This window comes from Pseudomonas lyxosi, from assembly GCF_047758685.1.
Classification (GTDB): Bacteria; Pseudomonadota; Gammaproteobacteria; order Pseudomonadales; family Pseudomonadaceae; genus Aquipseudomonas; species Aquipseudomonas lyxosi.
Genome location: NZ_CP180481.1, coordinates 4,788,744 through 4,804,767, shown reverse-complemented (window position 1 = coordinate 4,804,767; position 16,024 = coordinate 4,788,744). Strand labels below are relative to the sequence as shown.

Here is a 16,024-nt window from a genome sequence, read left to right as displayed (position 1 = left end):
AACATTCTGTTGACGCTGGTTCCTTCAGCCGAATCCAAAACAGAGTCAGAAAAATTGAGCAGGATTGGGTTGTCTCGCAAGAGTCGACCGTTGAGCTGTTGAAGGCGATAGCGGGTCAAGGCATCGATATTCGGGCCGATAAGATCAACAAGTACATTACGGACTGATCCTGCCAACAGTCCGCCGCCTGGAAGCCCTATGAAAAACAAGCCTCTCGACACTCTGCCGCAGATGCAAACCTCCAGTCTTTCCCTGACCCGCATGTCTTTGATGGGCTTCTCTTGCCTGTTGTTGTCGATCTTCCTGTTAGCCAGCACCTTGATTGTTTACATCGCCTTCGAGCAAAACCAGGACGCCGAGCGCCGCAGTCGTTTCTATACGGAAAAGGCCGTGCAGTCCCTGGAGAAGTCGGTTCTTTTGACGATCAAGGACTACGCATTCTGGGGCGATGCCTACGAGCATTTGCACAGGAAGGTGGATATCGACTGGGCATTTGTCCGCCAGAATGCCGGCTCGTCGCTGTTTGAGGATTTCGGGTTTGAGGGCGTGTTTGTGATCGATCCGACCGATCGTACGGTGTACTCGGTCATCAATGGGCAGCTGGAATCGGTCACAGCTGAAACGTGGTTGAAACAACCCATCACCGCGCTCATCGAACGTGCCCGCATCGATGTCGAAAGCGAAACACCCATCAAGGCGTTTCTCGATGTCGACGGCACCCCGGTGTTGGTCGCTGCCGCGCCCCTGACGCCTGGCACCAACCCCAAGGTCGAAACGGATGACAGGCCAGCCTCAATACTGTTGTTCGTCTCCAGGCTCGATGCTGCCCGATTGAGTAGCATGGCCAGTGATTTCGGGGTTGCTCAATTGCGCGTGGCCTCAGGTGATAGTGCAGCGCTCGGCACATCGTTTTTGCGTCTGGGGGAAACCGGTACGGCGGGCACCCTGCAGTGGACACCGGCGCAGCCGGGGCATCGGTTGATGACCGTGGTGTTGCCGCTGATCGGTATAGCGGGGCTGATTATCGGACTGATGACCTGGCTTTTTCAGCGGCGTACCACGGCGGCTGCGCTAGTGATGGATGCCAGTTACACCTCCCTACAGGTCAGTCGCACGGCGTTGGCGGCCAGTGAGGCGCGGTTTCGTGATGTCGCCGAAGCGTCCTCCGACTGGATTTGGGAAATCGATACCGGGTTGCGCTTCACCTACCTGTCAGAGCGCTTCGAAACCGTGACGGGGCTGTACAGGGCCGAGTGTCTTGGTCGTCCTATCGATGACTTGCTGGTGTCTGATCAGGGCCCGCTTTCCCAGTGGTTGAAAAACCACTCGCGACGGGCCAACGCCATCTTGCAATGCAGTTATCTGTCAGGGGACGGGCAAGCCAGGATTTTCCGTCTTTCCGTGCGAGAAATGGAGGGGCTGGGTTATCGCGGCACGGCCAGCGATATCACCGAAGAAGTGGCAGCCCGTCGACGGATCGAATACCTGTCGCAACACGATGCGCTGACGGGCCTGGCGAATCGCGCCCGTATGCAGGAATTCCTCGATGGCAAACTCAAGGCTGCGCCGACCCTGGCCGATCCGTTGGTCATGCTCAGCGTCGACCTGGATCGCTTCAAACCGGTGAATGATTTGCTCGGGCATGCCGCAGGCGATCAAGTGCTCAACGAGGTCTCTAAAAGGCTAGGGCAGTGCTTGCGCTCCGACGACCTGGTCGCGCGAATCGGTGGCGATGAGTTTGTGCTGGTGGTGGCGAATATGGTGTCTCAGGATGAAGTCGAGCACCTGTGCCAGCGCTTGATCGACTGCATCGAGCAGCCGTTCCAGATTAATGAGCATGAGGTGTTTATCAGTGCCAGCATCGGCATTGCCATGGCACCGGCTGACGCCACCCTGGCCGACGAGCTGCTGCGCTATGCCGACATTGCGCTGTATGAAGCCAAGGATGCAGGACGCAATACCTGGCGTTTTTACGCGGGCGATATGAATGCTCGAATCCTCGATCGTCGTCAGTTGGAAAGCGATCTGCGTCATGCGATCAAACATGATGAGTTGCGTCTGCACTTTCAGCCGCGCTATCAGATTGCGGGCAGGGTCATGGCCGGTGCCGAAGCGCTGGTACGCTGGGAGCACCCGGTGAGAGGGCTGTTGTCGCCCGACGTTTTCATTCCCATTGCGGAAGAAACCGGGTTGATTCTGCCGCTGAGCAACTGGGTGCTGCACACCGCTTGCACGGCCGCGTCGACCTGGCCCGAAGAACTCTTTGTCTCGGTGAACCTGTCGCCGACAGAGTTTCAGCGCGGGCAGCTGGTGTCCAGGGTTCAGGCGGTGTTGGCGCAGACCGGTTTGAATCCGGCACGGCTGGAATTGGAACTGACCGAGAATGTCATGCTGGACGACGCCAAGGGCGCGCTGCAGATCATGCACGACTTGAAAGCCTTGGGTGTTCGCCTGGCCATGGACGATTTCGGCACTGGGTACTCGTCACTGAGCTACCTGCGTTCATTTCCTTTCGATGGGTTGAAGATCGATCGCAGCTTTATTTCCGGGCTGGCCGCCAGCGGTGATGATCAGTCGATCATCGAGGCCATCGTCGGGCTGGGCAGGGCACTGTCGCTGACAGTCACGGCGGAAGGGGTGGAAACGATCGAGCAACTTCAGGCGTTGCAGGATGCGCGGTGCGATGAGGTTCAAGGGTATTTCTTGAGCCGGCCTATGGATGCGCAGGCGATTGGACACTTGATTGGCGTCCACGCGAAGCATTCAGGCCTACGGGTGCTGCCCGAAAGCGCTTACGCTGAAAATTAACACGTCAGCTGCGCACGCTTTACTGCATCAGTTGCTCGACCAACTCTGGCGTCACGTAGTGCGGCCCGTCGAACAGGTAGAGCGGATATCCGTCATAGGCCGCCAGTTGCGGTTTGAGCTCGGCAGCGGTCGCGGAGCGGAAGCCGCCGCCAAAGTTGGGGCGGAAGGCTTCGACGATGATCCGCACACGGTCTTTGCCCAGGCGCTGGCGCAGGGCGTCGGCGTAGGTTCGGGCGACCGGTGCAGTGCGGGCGTAGACGCCAACACCGTCCTGGAAGAACACGCCGATGTCATTCGGCAGCCATTGCTTGAGCCATTCGGCGGTGGCGACGGGGCCGATATTGGCACCGTCATAAACGCTGATCCACAACGGTCGCGGCAGCTTGGCCAGCAGCGCGGGCAGTTCTTTGGCACGGGTCCAGCTGGGGTCGACTTCAGCCGGGAAATACCAGCCGGTCACGTGTAACGGCGTAGGTAATTTGGCGATCCGTTCCGAGACAGCGGCCAGTTGTTCGATGTTGTCCCGTGAGCGGTTCTCGCTGAAATAACCCGCCAGCCCCAGGATCACATCCTGCGCCCAGGGTGCCTTGGCGATGCGCGCCCAATCGGGCAGCACCGGTACGGCGGGCAGGCCGGTACCGGGAACGAAGGCCTGATCGTCGACGACTGTCCATTGCACCAGCAGCTCACGCGCTCCCAGTTTTTCCCAGTGTCCGCTGATACCGACGGTCTTGTTGTCCGGCTGCCAGACGATGCCGACAATCCCCGGGTCCAAGGCCTTGGTCTTCGTCACGTAAAGCATGCTGGTACCTGTGCCGAGGGTGATGGCAATCAACAAAGCAGCAACGGTCGCACGACTGGCGGTGTAGCCGAAGATGTTCACGGAAGTGCCTTTTGAATACGTTGATGCCATTGGCTCAGCGAGGTGACGCCTTTGGCGTTCCAGTTGGCTGCCGCATCAGGGCCAAGGTGGAACTGGCCCTCGTTGAATTGCCAGACGATCACTTGCGGCTTGTGTTCGGCAAAATCCGCCGACTCCAGGTATTGCAGCAGCGTAGCCCACGGACCGACGTCGCCGGGGTTCCAGGTCAGTGCGACGGGACGGTCCAGGGCATTTGAGAGCTTCTGGGTAAAACCCAGGTAAGGCTGGACAAAGCTGTTGCCGATCACCTGGACCGGGGCTGGCGCATCGTCGATCAGCAAGTCGTTTTCGGCCTGATGGCGAACGGTGTAGATGTCGCGACCAATCGCCTTGCGCTTGATCGCTGGCAGAAAATTACTGGCCAGGTCGCCGAACGCGCGGCGGTCGAACCACTGGCCCAGCGCTGCGCCGCCGCCGGGTTCGCCTAGCAGGCGGTAACGCTCGGTGATCAATTGCGCTGTGGCATCGGCGGTGTTTTCGGCGCTCCAGGCTGTCCAGTGGTAGTCGGCGCGGTAAAACGCGGTCTGTTTGCCTTGTTCGGTGCGTTGCAGGATGGGCTTGATGTTCAGCGTGGTCAGGCCTGCCTGGGTCAGCTCGTTTTGCAGGTTGTCGTAGCGCTGCTTGACCGCAGGACTCAAGGGTTGACCGACGGGCAGGCGCGCGGCATAAAACGGCGCTTTCATCGGTACCACCAGCACGACGAGTCCGATGTGTTCCCGAACAAGGTGCTGTTGGAGTTCCTTGACCAGCGCAATGCTGCGGGCCGCTCCGGTGTTGTCGACCTTGTTCAGGCTTTCCCAGGCCGGGAACAAACAGCCATTTTCGCCGGTGATTACCGCGGAGGCCGCTTGAACGCAGGTGACCGACAGGCTCAACAACAAACCGCCGATCACGGCGGGAACCGGCAGGCGAGACTTCAAGTGAAGGGTCATGGCGCGGTCTGGTCGACAAGGCCAATCAGCCGTGGAGCCTGGCGGGAGCCGATCAGGAACAGGCTATAACGATCGCCGGCCTTGAAGGGCGCCAGCTTCAACGGCAGGCTCGCGTTCTCATTGCAGGAGGCAATCAGCGTTGCCTGCACCGGGTTGATCGTGCGCTGGGCTTGTCCGTTGAACGGCAGCTGGTTGAACACAGGAGCACCGTTGGCCAGTTTGACCTCGGCCTTTTCGCAACCGTTGGCCAGGTTGTAGACATTCAGTTCGGCGCGCAGGTCTTTACCGCGCAAAGGCGGGTCGATGACCAGGCGTGGCGCCCGTGCCGGGTCGCTGTCGAGAATCAGCGTGACCCACGCACTTTTTGGTGCGCTGAGGCCTTTTATCTCGCGACCATTGACGGTCACGAGCAACGGCTGTCGCGAGTCCACGACCTGAAAGGGACTGGCCACTGCGGTCTGTGCGGCAAGGGCAAAACTAGGGCCTTGGCCCACCTGGACCTGCATGGCGGTATCGCTGGGATTGACCACCCGCACCCAGGCGGAACCCTCGGGCAGTTTTGGCGCATACAGCTGGGCGATTTCAGGCGCGGCCTGTGCCCACATCGGGACCAGGCCTAGACCCAACCACAAACACATTCGAACGTTCATGCAAGTCCTCAATACGAATAGGTCAGGCGCGCGAACACGCCTTCAGCGTTGTCTTCGCCCAGCACCTTCACGCGGTACTGCAGGGAGAAGTCCACGTAGGAGCGGGGCGCGTTGTACGTGTCTTCGCGAAACCAGTAGCGCACGTTGTTGCCCACGCCGATGCCCCCGGCCTTGCCGGACGATGATTCCGTGCTGCCGTCGGCGCCGGTCTCGCTGTTCATCTTCGAGTCGTAGTCGAACGCGGCCACCACATGGGGGAACGTGACCCAGCGCGAGCCCGCGCCGCCGATGGCATAGCTGCGGCCCACCTGCCATTCACTGTTGAAGTAGTTGCGCGAGTCGTTGACGTAATGACCGGCTTCGGCGAACAACTGCGAAGTCCACCAGCTGTCAGCATCGACCCGCAGATCGGTGCCGATGCTTGAGCCGTAGCCCAGGCGCAGCAACCAGTCACCGTCGACGTCCGACGAGCCCAAGGGAAAGGTGCGTTCGACGGCGGCCATCACGTTCAGCGCGGTGACCGGCTTGACCCGCACACCTACGGCGCCTTGCAAGGCGTCGAAACCGGTATCCGAATCGCTGTTCTTGCTCCACAAGGTGTCGGTGACCCGTCCGTAGAGTTCGACAAACCGTGCGTTGCGATAGCCCAAGGGACGCCAGGAAAGCTCGGTGCTGTTTTGCACACTGTCATTGCTGCTACTGCCGCCGCTCGGTGCTGAGCTCAGGCCACTGCTGGTGCTGTTGCCGCGATAACTGGTGGTGTTGGTCAAACCCCAGGTGCGCGACACATCGGCCACCGCGCGACGGGTGTCGAACACCTGCTGCGGGGACATGTCGAGTTCACCGGCATTTTTCGCGTCGATGACTCGCTTGAAGTAGGTGACGGCTTGTTCGTCGTCATTGACCCGCATGGCGTTGTACGCCGCGTCCTGCGTTGCTGTCGGCGTGAGTCGGGTGTCGGCATCGGCCTTGCGGAACGAAGTGTGGGCACCGTCATCGTCGCCGGCCTGGACCGACAAATAAGCGATCTGCAGGTCGCTCATCGATTCCAGCTCGCCGGTATCACGCGCTTGTTGCAGGCGTTCGCGGGCGGTGCGGCGCTGACCGATGGCGGCATACAGACTGGCTTCTTCGTAGGCGGGAAGGCTGGCCAGTGCCAGTGCCTGGGTAAAGTCCTTGCGCGTCCCGGCATCGTCACCCGATTGCTGACGCAGGCGACCGCGTTGGGCCAGCAGTCGTGCGTCATCGCCGTTGGCTTTGAGACCTTCGCTGGCTGCCGCGATGGCTTCGGGTACACGTTTCTGATCACTCAGAGCGCTGACCAACAGTCGGCGGTACGCTGGATTCTGTGGCGCGCGGGTGATGGCTTCATTCGCCAGGGTGACGGCTGTTCCGGCGTCCTTGCGGGCCAGGGCCGCGTAGGCCTGGCCGGCCATGTCGGTTCCGCCGTCGCGCTGGTTGCCTGGCCAGATATCACAGACCAGGCCGAAAGCCGTTTCCTGACAGTTCAAGGCCGGGGCAGGGAAGTGGGCAATAACGTCCGCGCCGTTGTTTTTCTGCCGCAACGCCATTCGGGCGGCAGTGCGTCTGCGGGCCACTTCACCGCCTTCATCGTCGGCCAATGGCTGCAGATGATCGAGCGCTTGTTGAGGCTCGTCATGCGCCAGTGCGGCGTCCGCGGCGAAGAAACGAATGTCACGGGTTTCCGCTTCCAGAAGGCCATCGATGGCCAGGGCGTGATTCAGGTCAGCCTGGGCGGCCTGAGTTTTCCCCTGACGATCACGGGCGTAGCTGCGCAGAATCCACGGAGCGATTTCCCCATCGTCTTGCGCCAAAGCGCCTGACGCGGCCTGTTCGGCCCCAGGGTAATCCTTGGCAGCGAGGAGGGCGCTGATCAGCAGTTGCTGATTGGCGCCGATTTCCGGAGCCCAGGCGACGGCTTTTCTGGCCTGGTCCACGGCTTGGGACACATGGCCTTGCTCCAACGCGCGATAACCCTCGACAGCCAGCGGCGCGGCCAATTGACGACGAATCGCTTCGCGACGCATCAGCAAGGTATCGTCGTCCGGGAACACGGCAAGTGCCTGGGTGGTGGCTTGATCCGCTTCCTGCAAGTGCTGCTGGCGCTGCAAGGACTCGATCAGCAGCAATCGATAATCCATGCGTTTGGGTGCCTGAGCGATGGCTTTGCGTGACGCCAGGGCAGCCGCCCCGAAGTCATCGCGATCGTAGGCCTTGAACGCCTGGGCCGCGGCGCCGAAGCCTGGGGCCTGACGCGACTGGGGGTAGCGTTTGGGATGATCACGCAGTTCCTTGTCGCGCTGAGCCAGCACAATCAAGGTGTTCAAGCGGGTGATGTCAGCCCGCTGCCGCAAGGCTTCGCGGGCCTTGGCGATGGCCAGGTCGTAGTCTTTGCGTTCGTAGGCGCTGTAGGCCTCGTTGGCGGTGACATAGGCCGGGCCGGTCAACGGCAGCGGCAACGTCTCGGCATGGGCCAGCGCCGGTATAAGGCTCAGCCCCGTGGCCATGAGGGTCAGGAAGGGGCGGTTCATGCCGGAAGCTCCGCAGGGTAGTGGCTGTGCTGACGCGCCACGGCTTTTTCGATGGTGGAGCGGGGCAGCACGCCGCTGTCGACCAGATAGTCGCCAATGCGTCCGTGACGCTGCGGGCGGTACTGCAACATGGTGCGATTGAATACGTCGCGATCCAGCAGGCCCATTTCGATCAACAAGTCACCCAGCAGTGGCGCCCGGGCATCCGGCACGGACTGGCCTTCGCGCACGTTCAGTTGACGCAACTGCGCGACGATTTCGCTTTCCCGGGCAATCAGCTGCACCGGTTCGCTGCCCAGTACCTCGCTGACCTGTTGCAGACCTTCGGCCGGCAACGGGCTGGCCACGGCAAGTTGTGCTCGGCCGTCGGCATTCAAGCCAACCGGCACCACGCGCCAGCGCAGCGCGAATTCATCGTCCAGGGTAAAGGTCGACGACTGCGCCTTGTTGGCCACATCGAACACTCGCGGCAGATCGTTCTGGAAGGCGATAGCTTCCGCCAGTGTCTCGTCGTCCAGCCAGCCATTGCTGAGCAAGATCCGTCCCAATGGCATGTGCCGGGTTTTCTGTTCGTCGAGGGCGCTTTGCAGGTCGGTTTCGTTGATCGCCTGCCAGGACAGCAACACGCTGCCCAACTTGCGCGGTGCGAAGGCAACCAGGTCGGTGGACGGGAAGTCGTGCATGGTCTTGTCCCACACCAGTTTGCGGTTCATTACCTTGCCGACGATGAACATGCGCCAGGCACGTGATGCGGCCATGAAGTTGACAAAGTTGCCCACCACCATGCGCGGGATGGACAGCAATCCATGCTGCCAGCCGTACAGCACGGTGGTGAAATAGCAGCGGTGCGCGATGCGCCAGGCCAGCGCGATACCGTTGGCCAGTAGCAGGTATTTGATGAAGTCGTTGGTTTCAAACGGCGTCGGGAAGCTCACATCCCACAGGCCACTCTGGCGCAGGATGACCAGGCCCAGCAGTTGCACCAGAATCACGTAGGCGATGATGCTGACGAACGCCGTCACCACGCCCTTGCGGTCACGAAACAGCAGATAACGGTTGGCCAGCGAACCGCTCCAGCCCATTTGCTCCCAGCCTTGCAGCCCGATGCCCAGTGTCCATCGGGCTTTCTGGCGGAACGCGGTGCGGAAGGTATCGGGAAAGAATTCGCGCACGCACAACGGCATCTTCAGGGTCGATTCGTAGGGCTTGCGAAACCAGGATTTACGCAGCACGCGAAACTGCACCGGGAAGCGCACGAAGATCGCGTTCATGCCGACCTTGGCCAGGCGTGCGCCGACGTCGTAGTCCTCGGTGAGGCTGTCCGTGTTGAACGGCTGGTTCTGGGTTTCCCCGGCCAGCACTCGCAGGGCACGGTGGGAGAAACAGGTGCCAACCCCGGCAGACGGCACCGTGTCAGTCATGCTTTCACGCACTACCAAATCCTTGCCATGCCATTCGGCGAATTCGTCCATGTAGGTGCCCGCCACCCATTCGTACCAGTTGCGCTCCAGCGAAACCACGGGTAACTGAATCATGTCCTTGCGCGGCAGCAAGTAGTTGAACAGGCGCAATTCCAGCGGGTGCAGCACGTCTTCGCTGTCGTGCAATACGACGCCGGCGAAGGTCATGCCGTGGGTTTTCTCGTGCAGGAAAATCGCCTGGATCACCCAGTTCAGACAGTCGGCCTTGCAGGTCGGCCCGGCATGCGGGACTTCCACGCGATGCAGCTGCTTGTAGCGCCGACGCATGCGCTCCACTTCATCGATGGTGCGCTGGTCATTGATGTAGGTGCCGACGAAGACGACATAGTTCTGGTAATCCAGGGTCGACACCATGTTCTCGATCATCGGTGCGATGACGTCATATTCCAGCCACGCCGGGACCATGATCGCCAACGGCTGTTCATCCCGGGCCATCAGTTGCTCGGCGGTCAGCGGCCGGTATTTGCGATCCACGGTGAACTTGCGAAACAGGCGGCGAGACCAGTACCACAGGTCAATGAACAAATCGTCCAGGCTGGAGATCAGGATCAGCACCGCGATCACGATGGTCGAGATTTCCAGGAAGCTGTAGTAGTGGGCCAGCCAATAGGGCCAATAAAGCGACGTCATCGGAAGTTTCCGTTACTGGCGATTGCGACGGGCGTTACGGCCGGCCAGCAACAGGATGAGGACCAACAGGATGCCACCCGGAATCAGCCACAACAGCGACGGCGTGCGCCAGGCGTCCAGGCCCTTGGGTTCTTCGTTGTCGATCAGGTGGCTGCCGCTTGGGTCCTGGGTGTCGAAGGTGGTCAGTGCACCGTTGTCACCAAGGATGGCCACGTCGCCGCGGGTCAGCAGAATCTGCCTGGCAAAGCGTGGGGCGTCATTGCCCAGGGCGCGATAGACCAGACCGTGCTGGCCGCCGGCGTCCACCACTTGCAACGAGGCCAGGTGGTTGAGGGGATGCACGTCCAGTAACACCTGATCCTTGTGATTGATGCGCAGGCGACCCTGCTCATCAACCTGCACCGACTCTTTGCTGTCCTTGATCGGCAGCTCGAAGGCGAGGAAGGCTTTGTCCGGTGTGACCGGGGCTTTCGGGTCGGCACTGACGTTCAGTTGCGCCCGCAGCGGCGAAACACCGGCGGCGTCAGCCACCGAAATCACCTGCGGCAAACTGCTTGCCGGATGCTCGAGGTAGGCCTGTGGCACGAGGATTTGCGTGTCCATGGCAAAGCGCGCGGCCATGCCGGAGAAGTCATCACCCAGTGCAGTTTTATCCAGCACGATGTGGCTGGTCGGCAGCACCGAGACCGGGAACGCCTGTGGCGTTTCCAGGCAACGATCGCTGACTGGCTGACGCTGGAACGACACGCGCAAAACGTTCTTTGAACCCAGGGCGTAACGCGGGATACGTGCTTCGATGCGTTGCTGTTCACCGTTGGCCACGAGCTGTTGCGCGCCAATCAGGTAATCGTTGAGAAACAGCGAGGCCACCGGCGCGGTGTCCGAGGCACCGGGTGCGGCAGACACATCGACTACCGCCTTCACCGGCAGACGACCGTCGTAGGCCACGCTGCCCAGAGGGAACGAGGTGCTCCAGTCGGATTTGGCCAGCACGTCAATGGCGCCGGGATTTCCGCCCAGGCGCGACAAGGCCACACGACCGTCAGCGCTCAATGGCATTTGTGCTTCGCTGATCGTCAATTGGCGGCTGCGTGCCAGTGCGTTCCAGGCCGTGCTGAACAGGGCCAGCGCCTTGCCGGTTGCTTGCGGCGCGATCATCAGCACCGGGCGGGTGCCCAGCAATGCCAGGCGCACGTTGTCAGTGCCGGTGGCGGCCAGACCTGCATTGATATGCCGCCCACGCCATTGCGTGAAGGCGTTGGCTGCTGTGGCGTCGAGGCCTTGAATCTGGCTCTGCAGCGCGTCCAGCGATTCATTGACGGCTTTGAGCAGTTGCGGGTCGTTGATTGCCAGATCCGCCTGGACGTTCGGCGTTTGCCCCAACATCAACAGCGCACCGATTTCCGCAGGGTTGGCCAGTGTGTGCGGGCCTTTGCCGTTGAGGCTGGCGAACGCTGGAATAGCCAGCAGTTCGGCCGGGATGCGCAGGCTGGTCAGGTCGACCGTGTCTTGTACGGCGGGGAAGGGCAGAACGCGGCTGTGCTTGCCAATCCGCTCCAGTGCGACACCGAGACGCCAGGCCGCATCGTAGCTGTCGGCGGACAAGGTCCCCGGCGCGACCATGATTCCCGGTTTACCGGGCAGTGCCGTCCAGGCAGCGCCGACGTCCTGTAACTGGCTGGCGTCGTAGCTGTAATTGAGGCGGGTGTCCGGTTCGATACGCAATACATTGCCGATCGCGCGTTCGTCTTCGCACAACACACGGGACACGACTGACGACCAGGCAATGCCCAGACGCAGCGAGCCGCTATCACGCGCTTGCTTGCCCACGCCCAGTGTGGCGCTGGCGTCACCCTTCGGTTCGCTGAGTCCCTGGGCGCTCACCGGATAGCCGTCCAGCGACAGCAGCAGCGTGTTGCGTCCACCTTCGCCATTGAGGTAACTGGCGTCGAAATTCAGTGTGGCATCTGTCAGCGGCACGCCTGCCGGCACGGGAAGATACAGCTCGCGCCGGGCGTCGGTGGAGCCGAGGATGATCGGTGCATCGATCCCCAGATCGCTCAAGCGGATCTCACGCTCTTGTCGCGTGTCGGCGTTGAGTCGGTTGATCGCCTGGGTGAGCGGGCTGTCCGCGGCCAGAGCGAAAGTCGGCATGAGCGCGAGCAGGCTCACGCCACAGGCAAGGGCGCTGAGCGTGCCCGTATGGATGGCAACGGAAGACTTCATTCAGGTAGATCTCGAGCTGATAAGGGGAGGAGCGGTTTGGGTTATAGAGAAGTGAAAGCCGGGAGACTTTTCTCGGGTGCAGGTAGCCCTGACAGGTAGTGCTGGAACTTGGGCAATCGCACCCCAGTCACGACGAAATCATCGACCGGGCGCCCCATTAGGGCATCGACGATGCGCGCACTGGCCTTGCCATCGCCGTAAGGGTTGGCCGCCTGGGAGCATCGGCGCCACAGCAGTTCGTCATCGAACAGTGTGTTGACGCCAGCGATGATCGAGTCCGGCGAGGTGCCGACCAGACGCACAGTGCCCGCGGCGACAGCTTCGGGGCGTTCAGTCACATCGCGCATCACCAGCACCGGTTTGCCCAGCGACGGCGCTTCTTCCTGCACGCCACCGGAGTCGGTGAGGATCACATGCGCACGTTGCATCAGGCGCACGAAGGCCAGGTAGTCCAGCGGCTTGATCAGGTGCACGTTGGGCAGATCGCCCAGTTGCTCGGTGACCGGGCCCATGACATTGGGGTTCAAGTGCACCGGATAGACGATCTGGATATCAGTGCGCCGCGCCAGATGGCTCAAGGCCTTGCAGATATCCAGGAAGCCCTCGCCAAAGTTTTCCCGGCGATGCCCGGTCACCAGCAGAACCTTGCGGCCGGCTTGCAGGAACGAGAACTGTTGGTCCAGGCTTGCACGCAGGTCAGCGTCTTGCTCAATGCGCCGCGCTGTCATCTGCAAAGCGTCAATCACCGTATTGCCGGTCACGAAGGCACGACCTTGAAGGCGTTCGTCGAGCAGGTTCTGGCGCGATTCGTGGGTCGGCGCAAACAGCATGTCCGCACCGAGATCGATGCAGCGGCGGTTCATTTCTTCCGGCCACGGGCTGTAGATATCGCCGGTTCGCAGCCCAGCTTCGACGTGACCGACCGGGATGCGTCGATGGAACGCAGCCATTGAGGCAACCATGGCTGACGTGGTGTCGCCGTGTACCAGCACCCGGTCCGGGCGGGTCATTTCCAGCACGGGGTCAATCGCCCCGTAAAGCGCCGCAGTCAACGAGTTGAGCGACTGGTGCGGCGTCATCACATCGAGGGTGTAATCGGCCTTGAGGTCGAACAGATCCAGCACCTGCTTAAGCATGCTTTGATGTTGGCCGGTGATGCATATCTGCGAATGAATGCCTGGTTCCGCAGCGAGGGCTTTGACTAAAGGCGCCATCTTGATGGCTTCTGGACGGGTACCGAAGATCGAAAGGATTTTAATCCTTGAATGATGGCGAGCGATGATGTCTTCCTTGCGCAGTTTTAGTGCGCAGCACAACAACGACCCAGGTTTATTGAGACTTGAGCACGCCATCGTTATTTCAATTGAGTAAAGACCGGGATAATCAGCGTGAGATCTGATGTTCACTTCATGTGAGGTGGTGCGTCGCCCAAGAACCCGGAACCGGCCGGATTATTAGCATTGATGGCGAATGTTTCAAAGCGTTATATGTGCAATTCTTTTTAATAATTAAAGTTTGAAACTTTTATGTTTGCGGTCGGTCTTGTTTAGTTTTCCATGATTTCAAGAAGGTTTCTCACGATTATTATTTCACCTTTAACTCATTGTTTTTTAAGGCTATTATTTATTTTATATCCATTCGTCAGCTTAAATGAATTATTCATTCGTTATAACGGTCGCGATCTATTCGGTTGCGGTCTGGCTTTCTAATGTGAGGGTTATGATAGTCACTGAACTGACGCCTGTATATTGTCATGATGCAATAAGTGTTATTTCGGCGTAATAAATGAACTTTCCCTCTACCTTCATTTATTGATAAACCCTCCGCCTATATTGGTTAGGCAGATGACTCGAAGAAGGGGATCTTTGAGTCACCCATAACAGCGAAGCAACATTCCATCTTCCACCGTTAGAAATGGCGCCGCCGCGGTCCGACGAAGAAACCGCGGCGGCCGATCAATCAGGCGGCAGGGAGCAAGCCTTTTTGTTTGGCGACATGAGTCGCCATTGCGTCCATCAAGTCCGGGGACAGGCAGTCGTAGGGCTCCAGGCCGATCTCGCGCAGGCGCTCACGGATGGCCTTCATTTGCGCTGGCGGTGTGCCGGTTTCGATGATGGAGGACACGAACGCCGCGAAGCCCGGCGCAGCCCAACCGCTCTGGGGAGAGAGCTCGGTGTGGACGAAGTCCAGGCCATAAAACGCATGGTCCTTGTTCTCGATGCGCCCGAAGAGATGGGCATGGCACTGCTTGCAGGCGTGCCGCTGGATGGTGGCGTTTTCGTCGATAATTTCCAGTTTTTCGCCGTGGGCAATGACGCTGACCTTATCCCGAGGTACTACGGCAATGACGGCGAATGTCGCGCTTTGCGGTTTCCAGCATTTGCTGCAGCCGCACGCGTGGTTGTACAGGGTTTGTGCGTCGATCTTGACCTCGACCTTGTCGGTCGCACACAGGCATTGCAGGGTGCCACCTGTGAAATTCGCGGCGGCGGGTTGGATACCGTTGTCCAGTGCGGGGTGAAGTTTCAAGGTGCTCACGTTGGCTTCTCCGTTTCAGGGGCCTGTACCTGAGAATCGTAGTCCAAATCCGCTATCCATAACCCTGGATTTTGAGACCGGTTAGCCAGAAAGAGTTAGAGTGTTCATCAATGCCTGTTCATAAGGCCCTCCACTCGATTCGCACAGTCGCGCCAAGCAGCTCCCGCGAACGAACCGGGCCAAAAAACCGTATATCAATCGTTATGTGAAGAATGAATCGTTCACTATTTGTTTCTCTAGATGGGCCCAAGGGAACCGGCAAAACCACACTGTTGGAGGCCGTTACGAAAGTACTGAGGGCAGACAACAAAAAGGTGATCCGACTTTGCGAGAGTAAAAGCGATCCCTATAGGGGTGAAACAATGGCCCTCGTTAACAAACTCGTCAGAAATCCCACCCGGGATTTGGAGTTCGAGGTTTGTGAGCGCCTTGCTGACAGCCGTACCTGGATTTCCCAGCACGTGCTGCCTAAACAGCCATCAGGCAGCATCATCTTGATCGATCGCTGGTACCCGTCTGATGCCGCATTTCGCCGGATAGTCCCGTTTGCAGAGATTCTACAGCTGAACATTGATCGAAACGTGCGAGTGCCAGACCTGCATGTCGGGGTTGTCACCGCCCCTGATGTTTCATGGGCGAGGGCAGCGGCACGGCGGCGTGGGCTGAGCAGTACTGTGATCCATAAGCTGGAAGAACATGTTGCTTGTACGAAGGCGTTCGAGCGAGCGATTGCAGATCACGGCTGGTTTTTATGCCGCAATGAAGGAACGATCGAAGACGCAACGATGCAGGTGATTTCGGAGATCTATAGAGTCCTTCGATGCCCCGTGGGCGAAGTTCGCTGCGCCGGTCTTGATGCGGTTGAGATAGCGCAGCCGCAGCGGTGGCTGACGCTTTGATCTGGATGCCTGTTATCGAACTCTGAGCCGAAGCTGCCCGGGGTGGGTCTTACATGATCAGACGGTTCGAGGTCGATTGCTGGAGCCGGGGTATTGAGTTGGCTCGAACAGGGATCGGGGATTGGTAGCTTGAAAGAACCTTTGGTAGAAGTTCCACCCTGACACATCATTTAACATAATATACATTACACGTAACAAGATGTTTCGAGATTAGCCCGGTTGCTGTGCGCTTCCTTTATAGATGACAAAAACCCCTAGAAAATGACAATGCTTTTAAATCATAGAGATATATTCATTCTTCAATGTAGCGAAAAAGAAAAATGTCCTATTAAAGGACGTTCTCCTCTAGTCCTCTGATGCAATCTTGAAAATTGAGCTTTTGCCTT

General features: G+C 59.5%; 10 protein-coding genes. 2 read left to right on the top strand and 8 right to left on the bottom strand.

Annotated elements, in window-relative coordinates:
* Positions 1-198 precede the first annotated feature (198 nt).
* Positions 199-2,808 carry a bifunctional diguanylate cyclase/phosphodiesterase gene (locus tag ACMXYI_RS22075; protein ID WP_415769066.1) on the top strand — a complete coding sequence of 870 codons (2,610 nt, stop codon included), beginning with the start codon at positions 199-201 and terminating at the stop codon, positions 2,806-2,808.
* Between the two features lie 19 nt (positions 2,809-2,827).
* Here the strand turns inward: ACMXYI_RS22075 and ACMXYI_RS22070 are convergent, their stop codons facing one another.
* The 8 genes from ACMXYI_RS22070 to gfa all read right to left on the bottom strand — a co-directional run bounded on the left by ACMXYI_RS22070 (position 2,828) and on the right by gfa (position 14,739).
* On the bottom strand, positions 2,828-3,721 hold the full coding sequence (locus ACMXYI_RS22070; protein ID WP_415769065.1) for a hypothetical protein: 894 nt from the start codon (positions 3,719-3,721) through the stop codon (positions 2,828-2,830).
* A complete protein-coding gene (locus tag ACMXYI_RS22065; RefSeq protein ID WP_415769064.1) occupies positions 3,688-4,662 on the bottom strand; it encodes an alginate O-acetyltransferase AlgX-related protein in 975 nt (324 codons plus the stop codon). Before ACMXYI_RS22065 ends, ACMXYI_RS22070 begins: the two co-directional genes overlap by 34 nt.
* Entirely contained in the window at positions 4,659-5,312 is a 654-nt protein-coding gene (locus ACMXYI_RS22060) for an alginate O-acetyltransferase AlgF (protein ID WP_415769063.1), read from the bottom strand. Before ACMXYI_RS22060 ends, ACMXYI_RS22065 begins: the two co-directional genes overlap by 4 nt.
* A gap of 8 nt (positions 5,313-5,320) precedes the next feature.
* Positions 5,321-7,864 carry an NfrA family protein gene (locus ACMXYI_RS22055; RefSeq protein WP_415769062.1) on the bottom strand — a complete coding sequence of 848 codons (2,544 nt, stop codon included), beginning with the start codon at positions 7,862-7,864 and terminating at the stop codon, positions 5,321-5,323.
* A complete protein-coding gene (locus ACMXYI_RS22050; RefSeq protein WP_415769061.1) occupies positions 7,861-9,975 on the bottom strand; it encodes a glycosyl transferase family protein in 2,115 nt (704 codons plus the stop codon). The genes ACMXYI_RS22055 and ACMXYI_RS22050 overlap by 4 nt, the downstream gene beginning before the upstream one ends.
* A gap of 12 nt (positions 9,976-9,987) precedes the next feature.
* Positions 9,988-12,201 (bottom strand): hypothetical protein, encoded by a 2,214-nt coding sequence (locus ACMXYI_RS22045; protein ID WP_415769060.1) that lies wholly within the window; start codon positions 12,199-12,201, stop codon positions 9,988-9,990.
* Positions 12,202-12,242: 41 nt separating this feature from the next.
* Complete coding sequence (gene wecB / locus ACMXYI_RS22040; protein WP_415773951.1) at positions 12,243-13,481, bottom strand: non-hydrolyzing UDP-N-acetylglucosamine 2-epimerase; 1,239 nt, start codon at positions 13,479-13,481, stop codon at positions 12,243-12,245.
* A 679-nt stretch (positions 13,482-14,160) separates the two neighbouring features.
* Positions 14,161-14,739 carry an S-(hydroxymethyl)glutathione synthase gene (gene gfa / locus ACMXYI_RS22035; RefSeq protein WP_415769059.1) on the bottom strand — a complete coding sequence of 193 codons (579 nt, stop codon included), beginning with the start codon at positions 14,737-14,739 and terminating at the stop codon, positions 14,161-14,163.
* Positions 14,740-14,951: 212 nt separating this feature from the next.
* Here gfa and ACMXYI_RS22030 point away from each other — a divergent pair, with 212 nt between their 5' ends.
* A complete protein-coding gene (locus ACMXYI_RS22030) occupies positions 14,952-15,638 on the top strand; it encodes a dTMP kinase (RefSeq protein ID WP_415769058.1) in 687 nt (228 codons plus the stop codon).
* Positions 15,639-16,024 lie beyond the last annotated feature (386 nt).

Excerpts from the sequence above, each read along its gene's own strand:
- ACMXYI_RS22075 (WP_415769066.1), top strand. The coding sequence starts at position 199 with ATGAAAAACAAGCCTCTCGACACTCTGCCGCAGATGCAAACCTCCAGT.
- ACMXYI_RS22070 (WP_415769065.1), bottom strand. The coding sequence starts at position 3,721 with ATGGCATCAACGTATTCAAAAGGCACTTCCGTGAACATCTTCGGCTAC.
- ACMXYI_RS22065 (WP_415769064.1), bottom strand. The coding sequence starts at position 4,662 with ATGACCCTTCACTTGAAGTCTCGCCTGCCGGTTCCCGCCGTGATCGGC.
- ACMXYI_RS22060 (WP_415769063.1), bottom strand. The coding sequence starts at position 5,312 with ATGAACGTTCGAATGTGTTTGTGGTTGGGTCTAGGCCTGGTCCCGATG.
- ACMXYI_RS22055 (WP_415769062.1), bottom strand. The coding sequence starts at position 7,864 with ATGAACCGCCCCTTCCTGACCCTCATGGCCACGGGGCTGAGCCTTATA.
- ACMXYI_RS22050 (WP_415769061.1), bottom strand. The coding sequence starts at position 9,975 with ATGACGTCGCTTTATTGGCCCTATTGGCTGGCCCACTACTACAGCTTC.
- ACMXYI_RS22045 (WP_415769060.1), bottom strand. The coding sequence starts at position 12,201 with ATGAAGTCTTCCGTTGCCATCCATACGGGCACGCTCAGCGCCCTTGCC.
- ACMXYI_RS22030 (WP_415769058.1), top strand. The coding sequence starts at position 14,952 with ATGAATCGTTCACTATTTGTTTCTCTAGATGGGCCCAAGGGAACCGGC.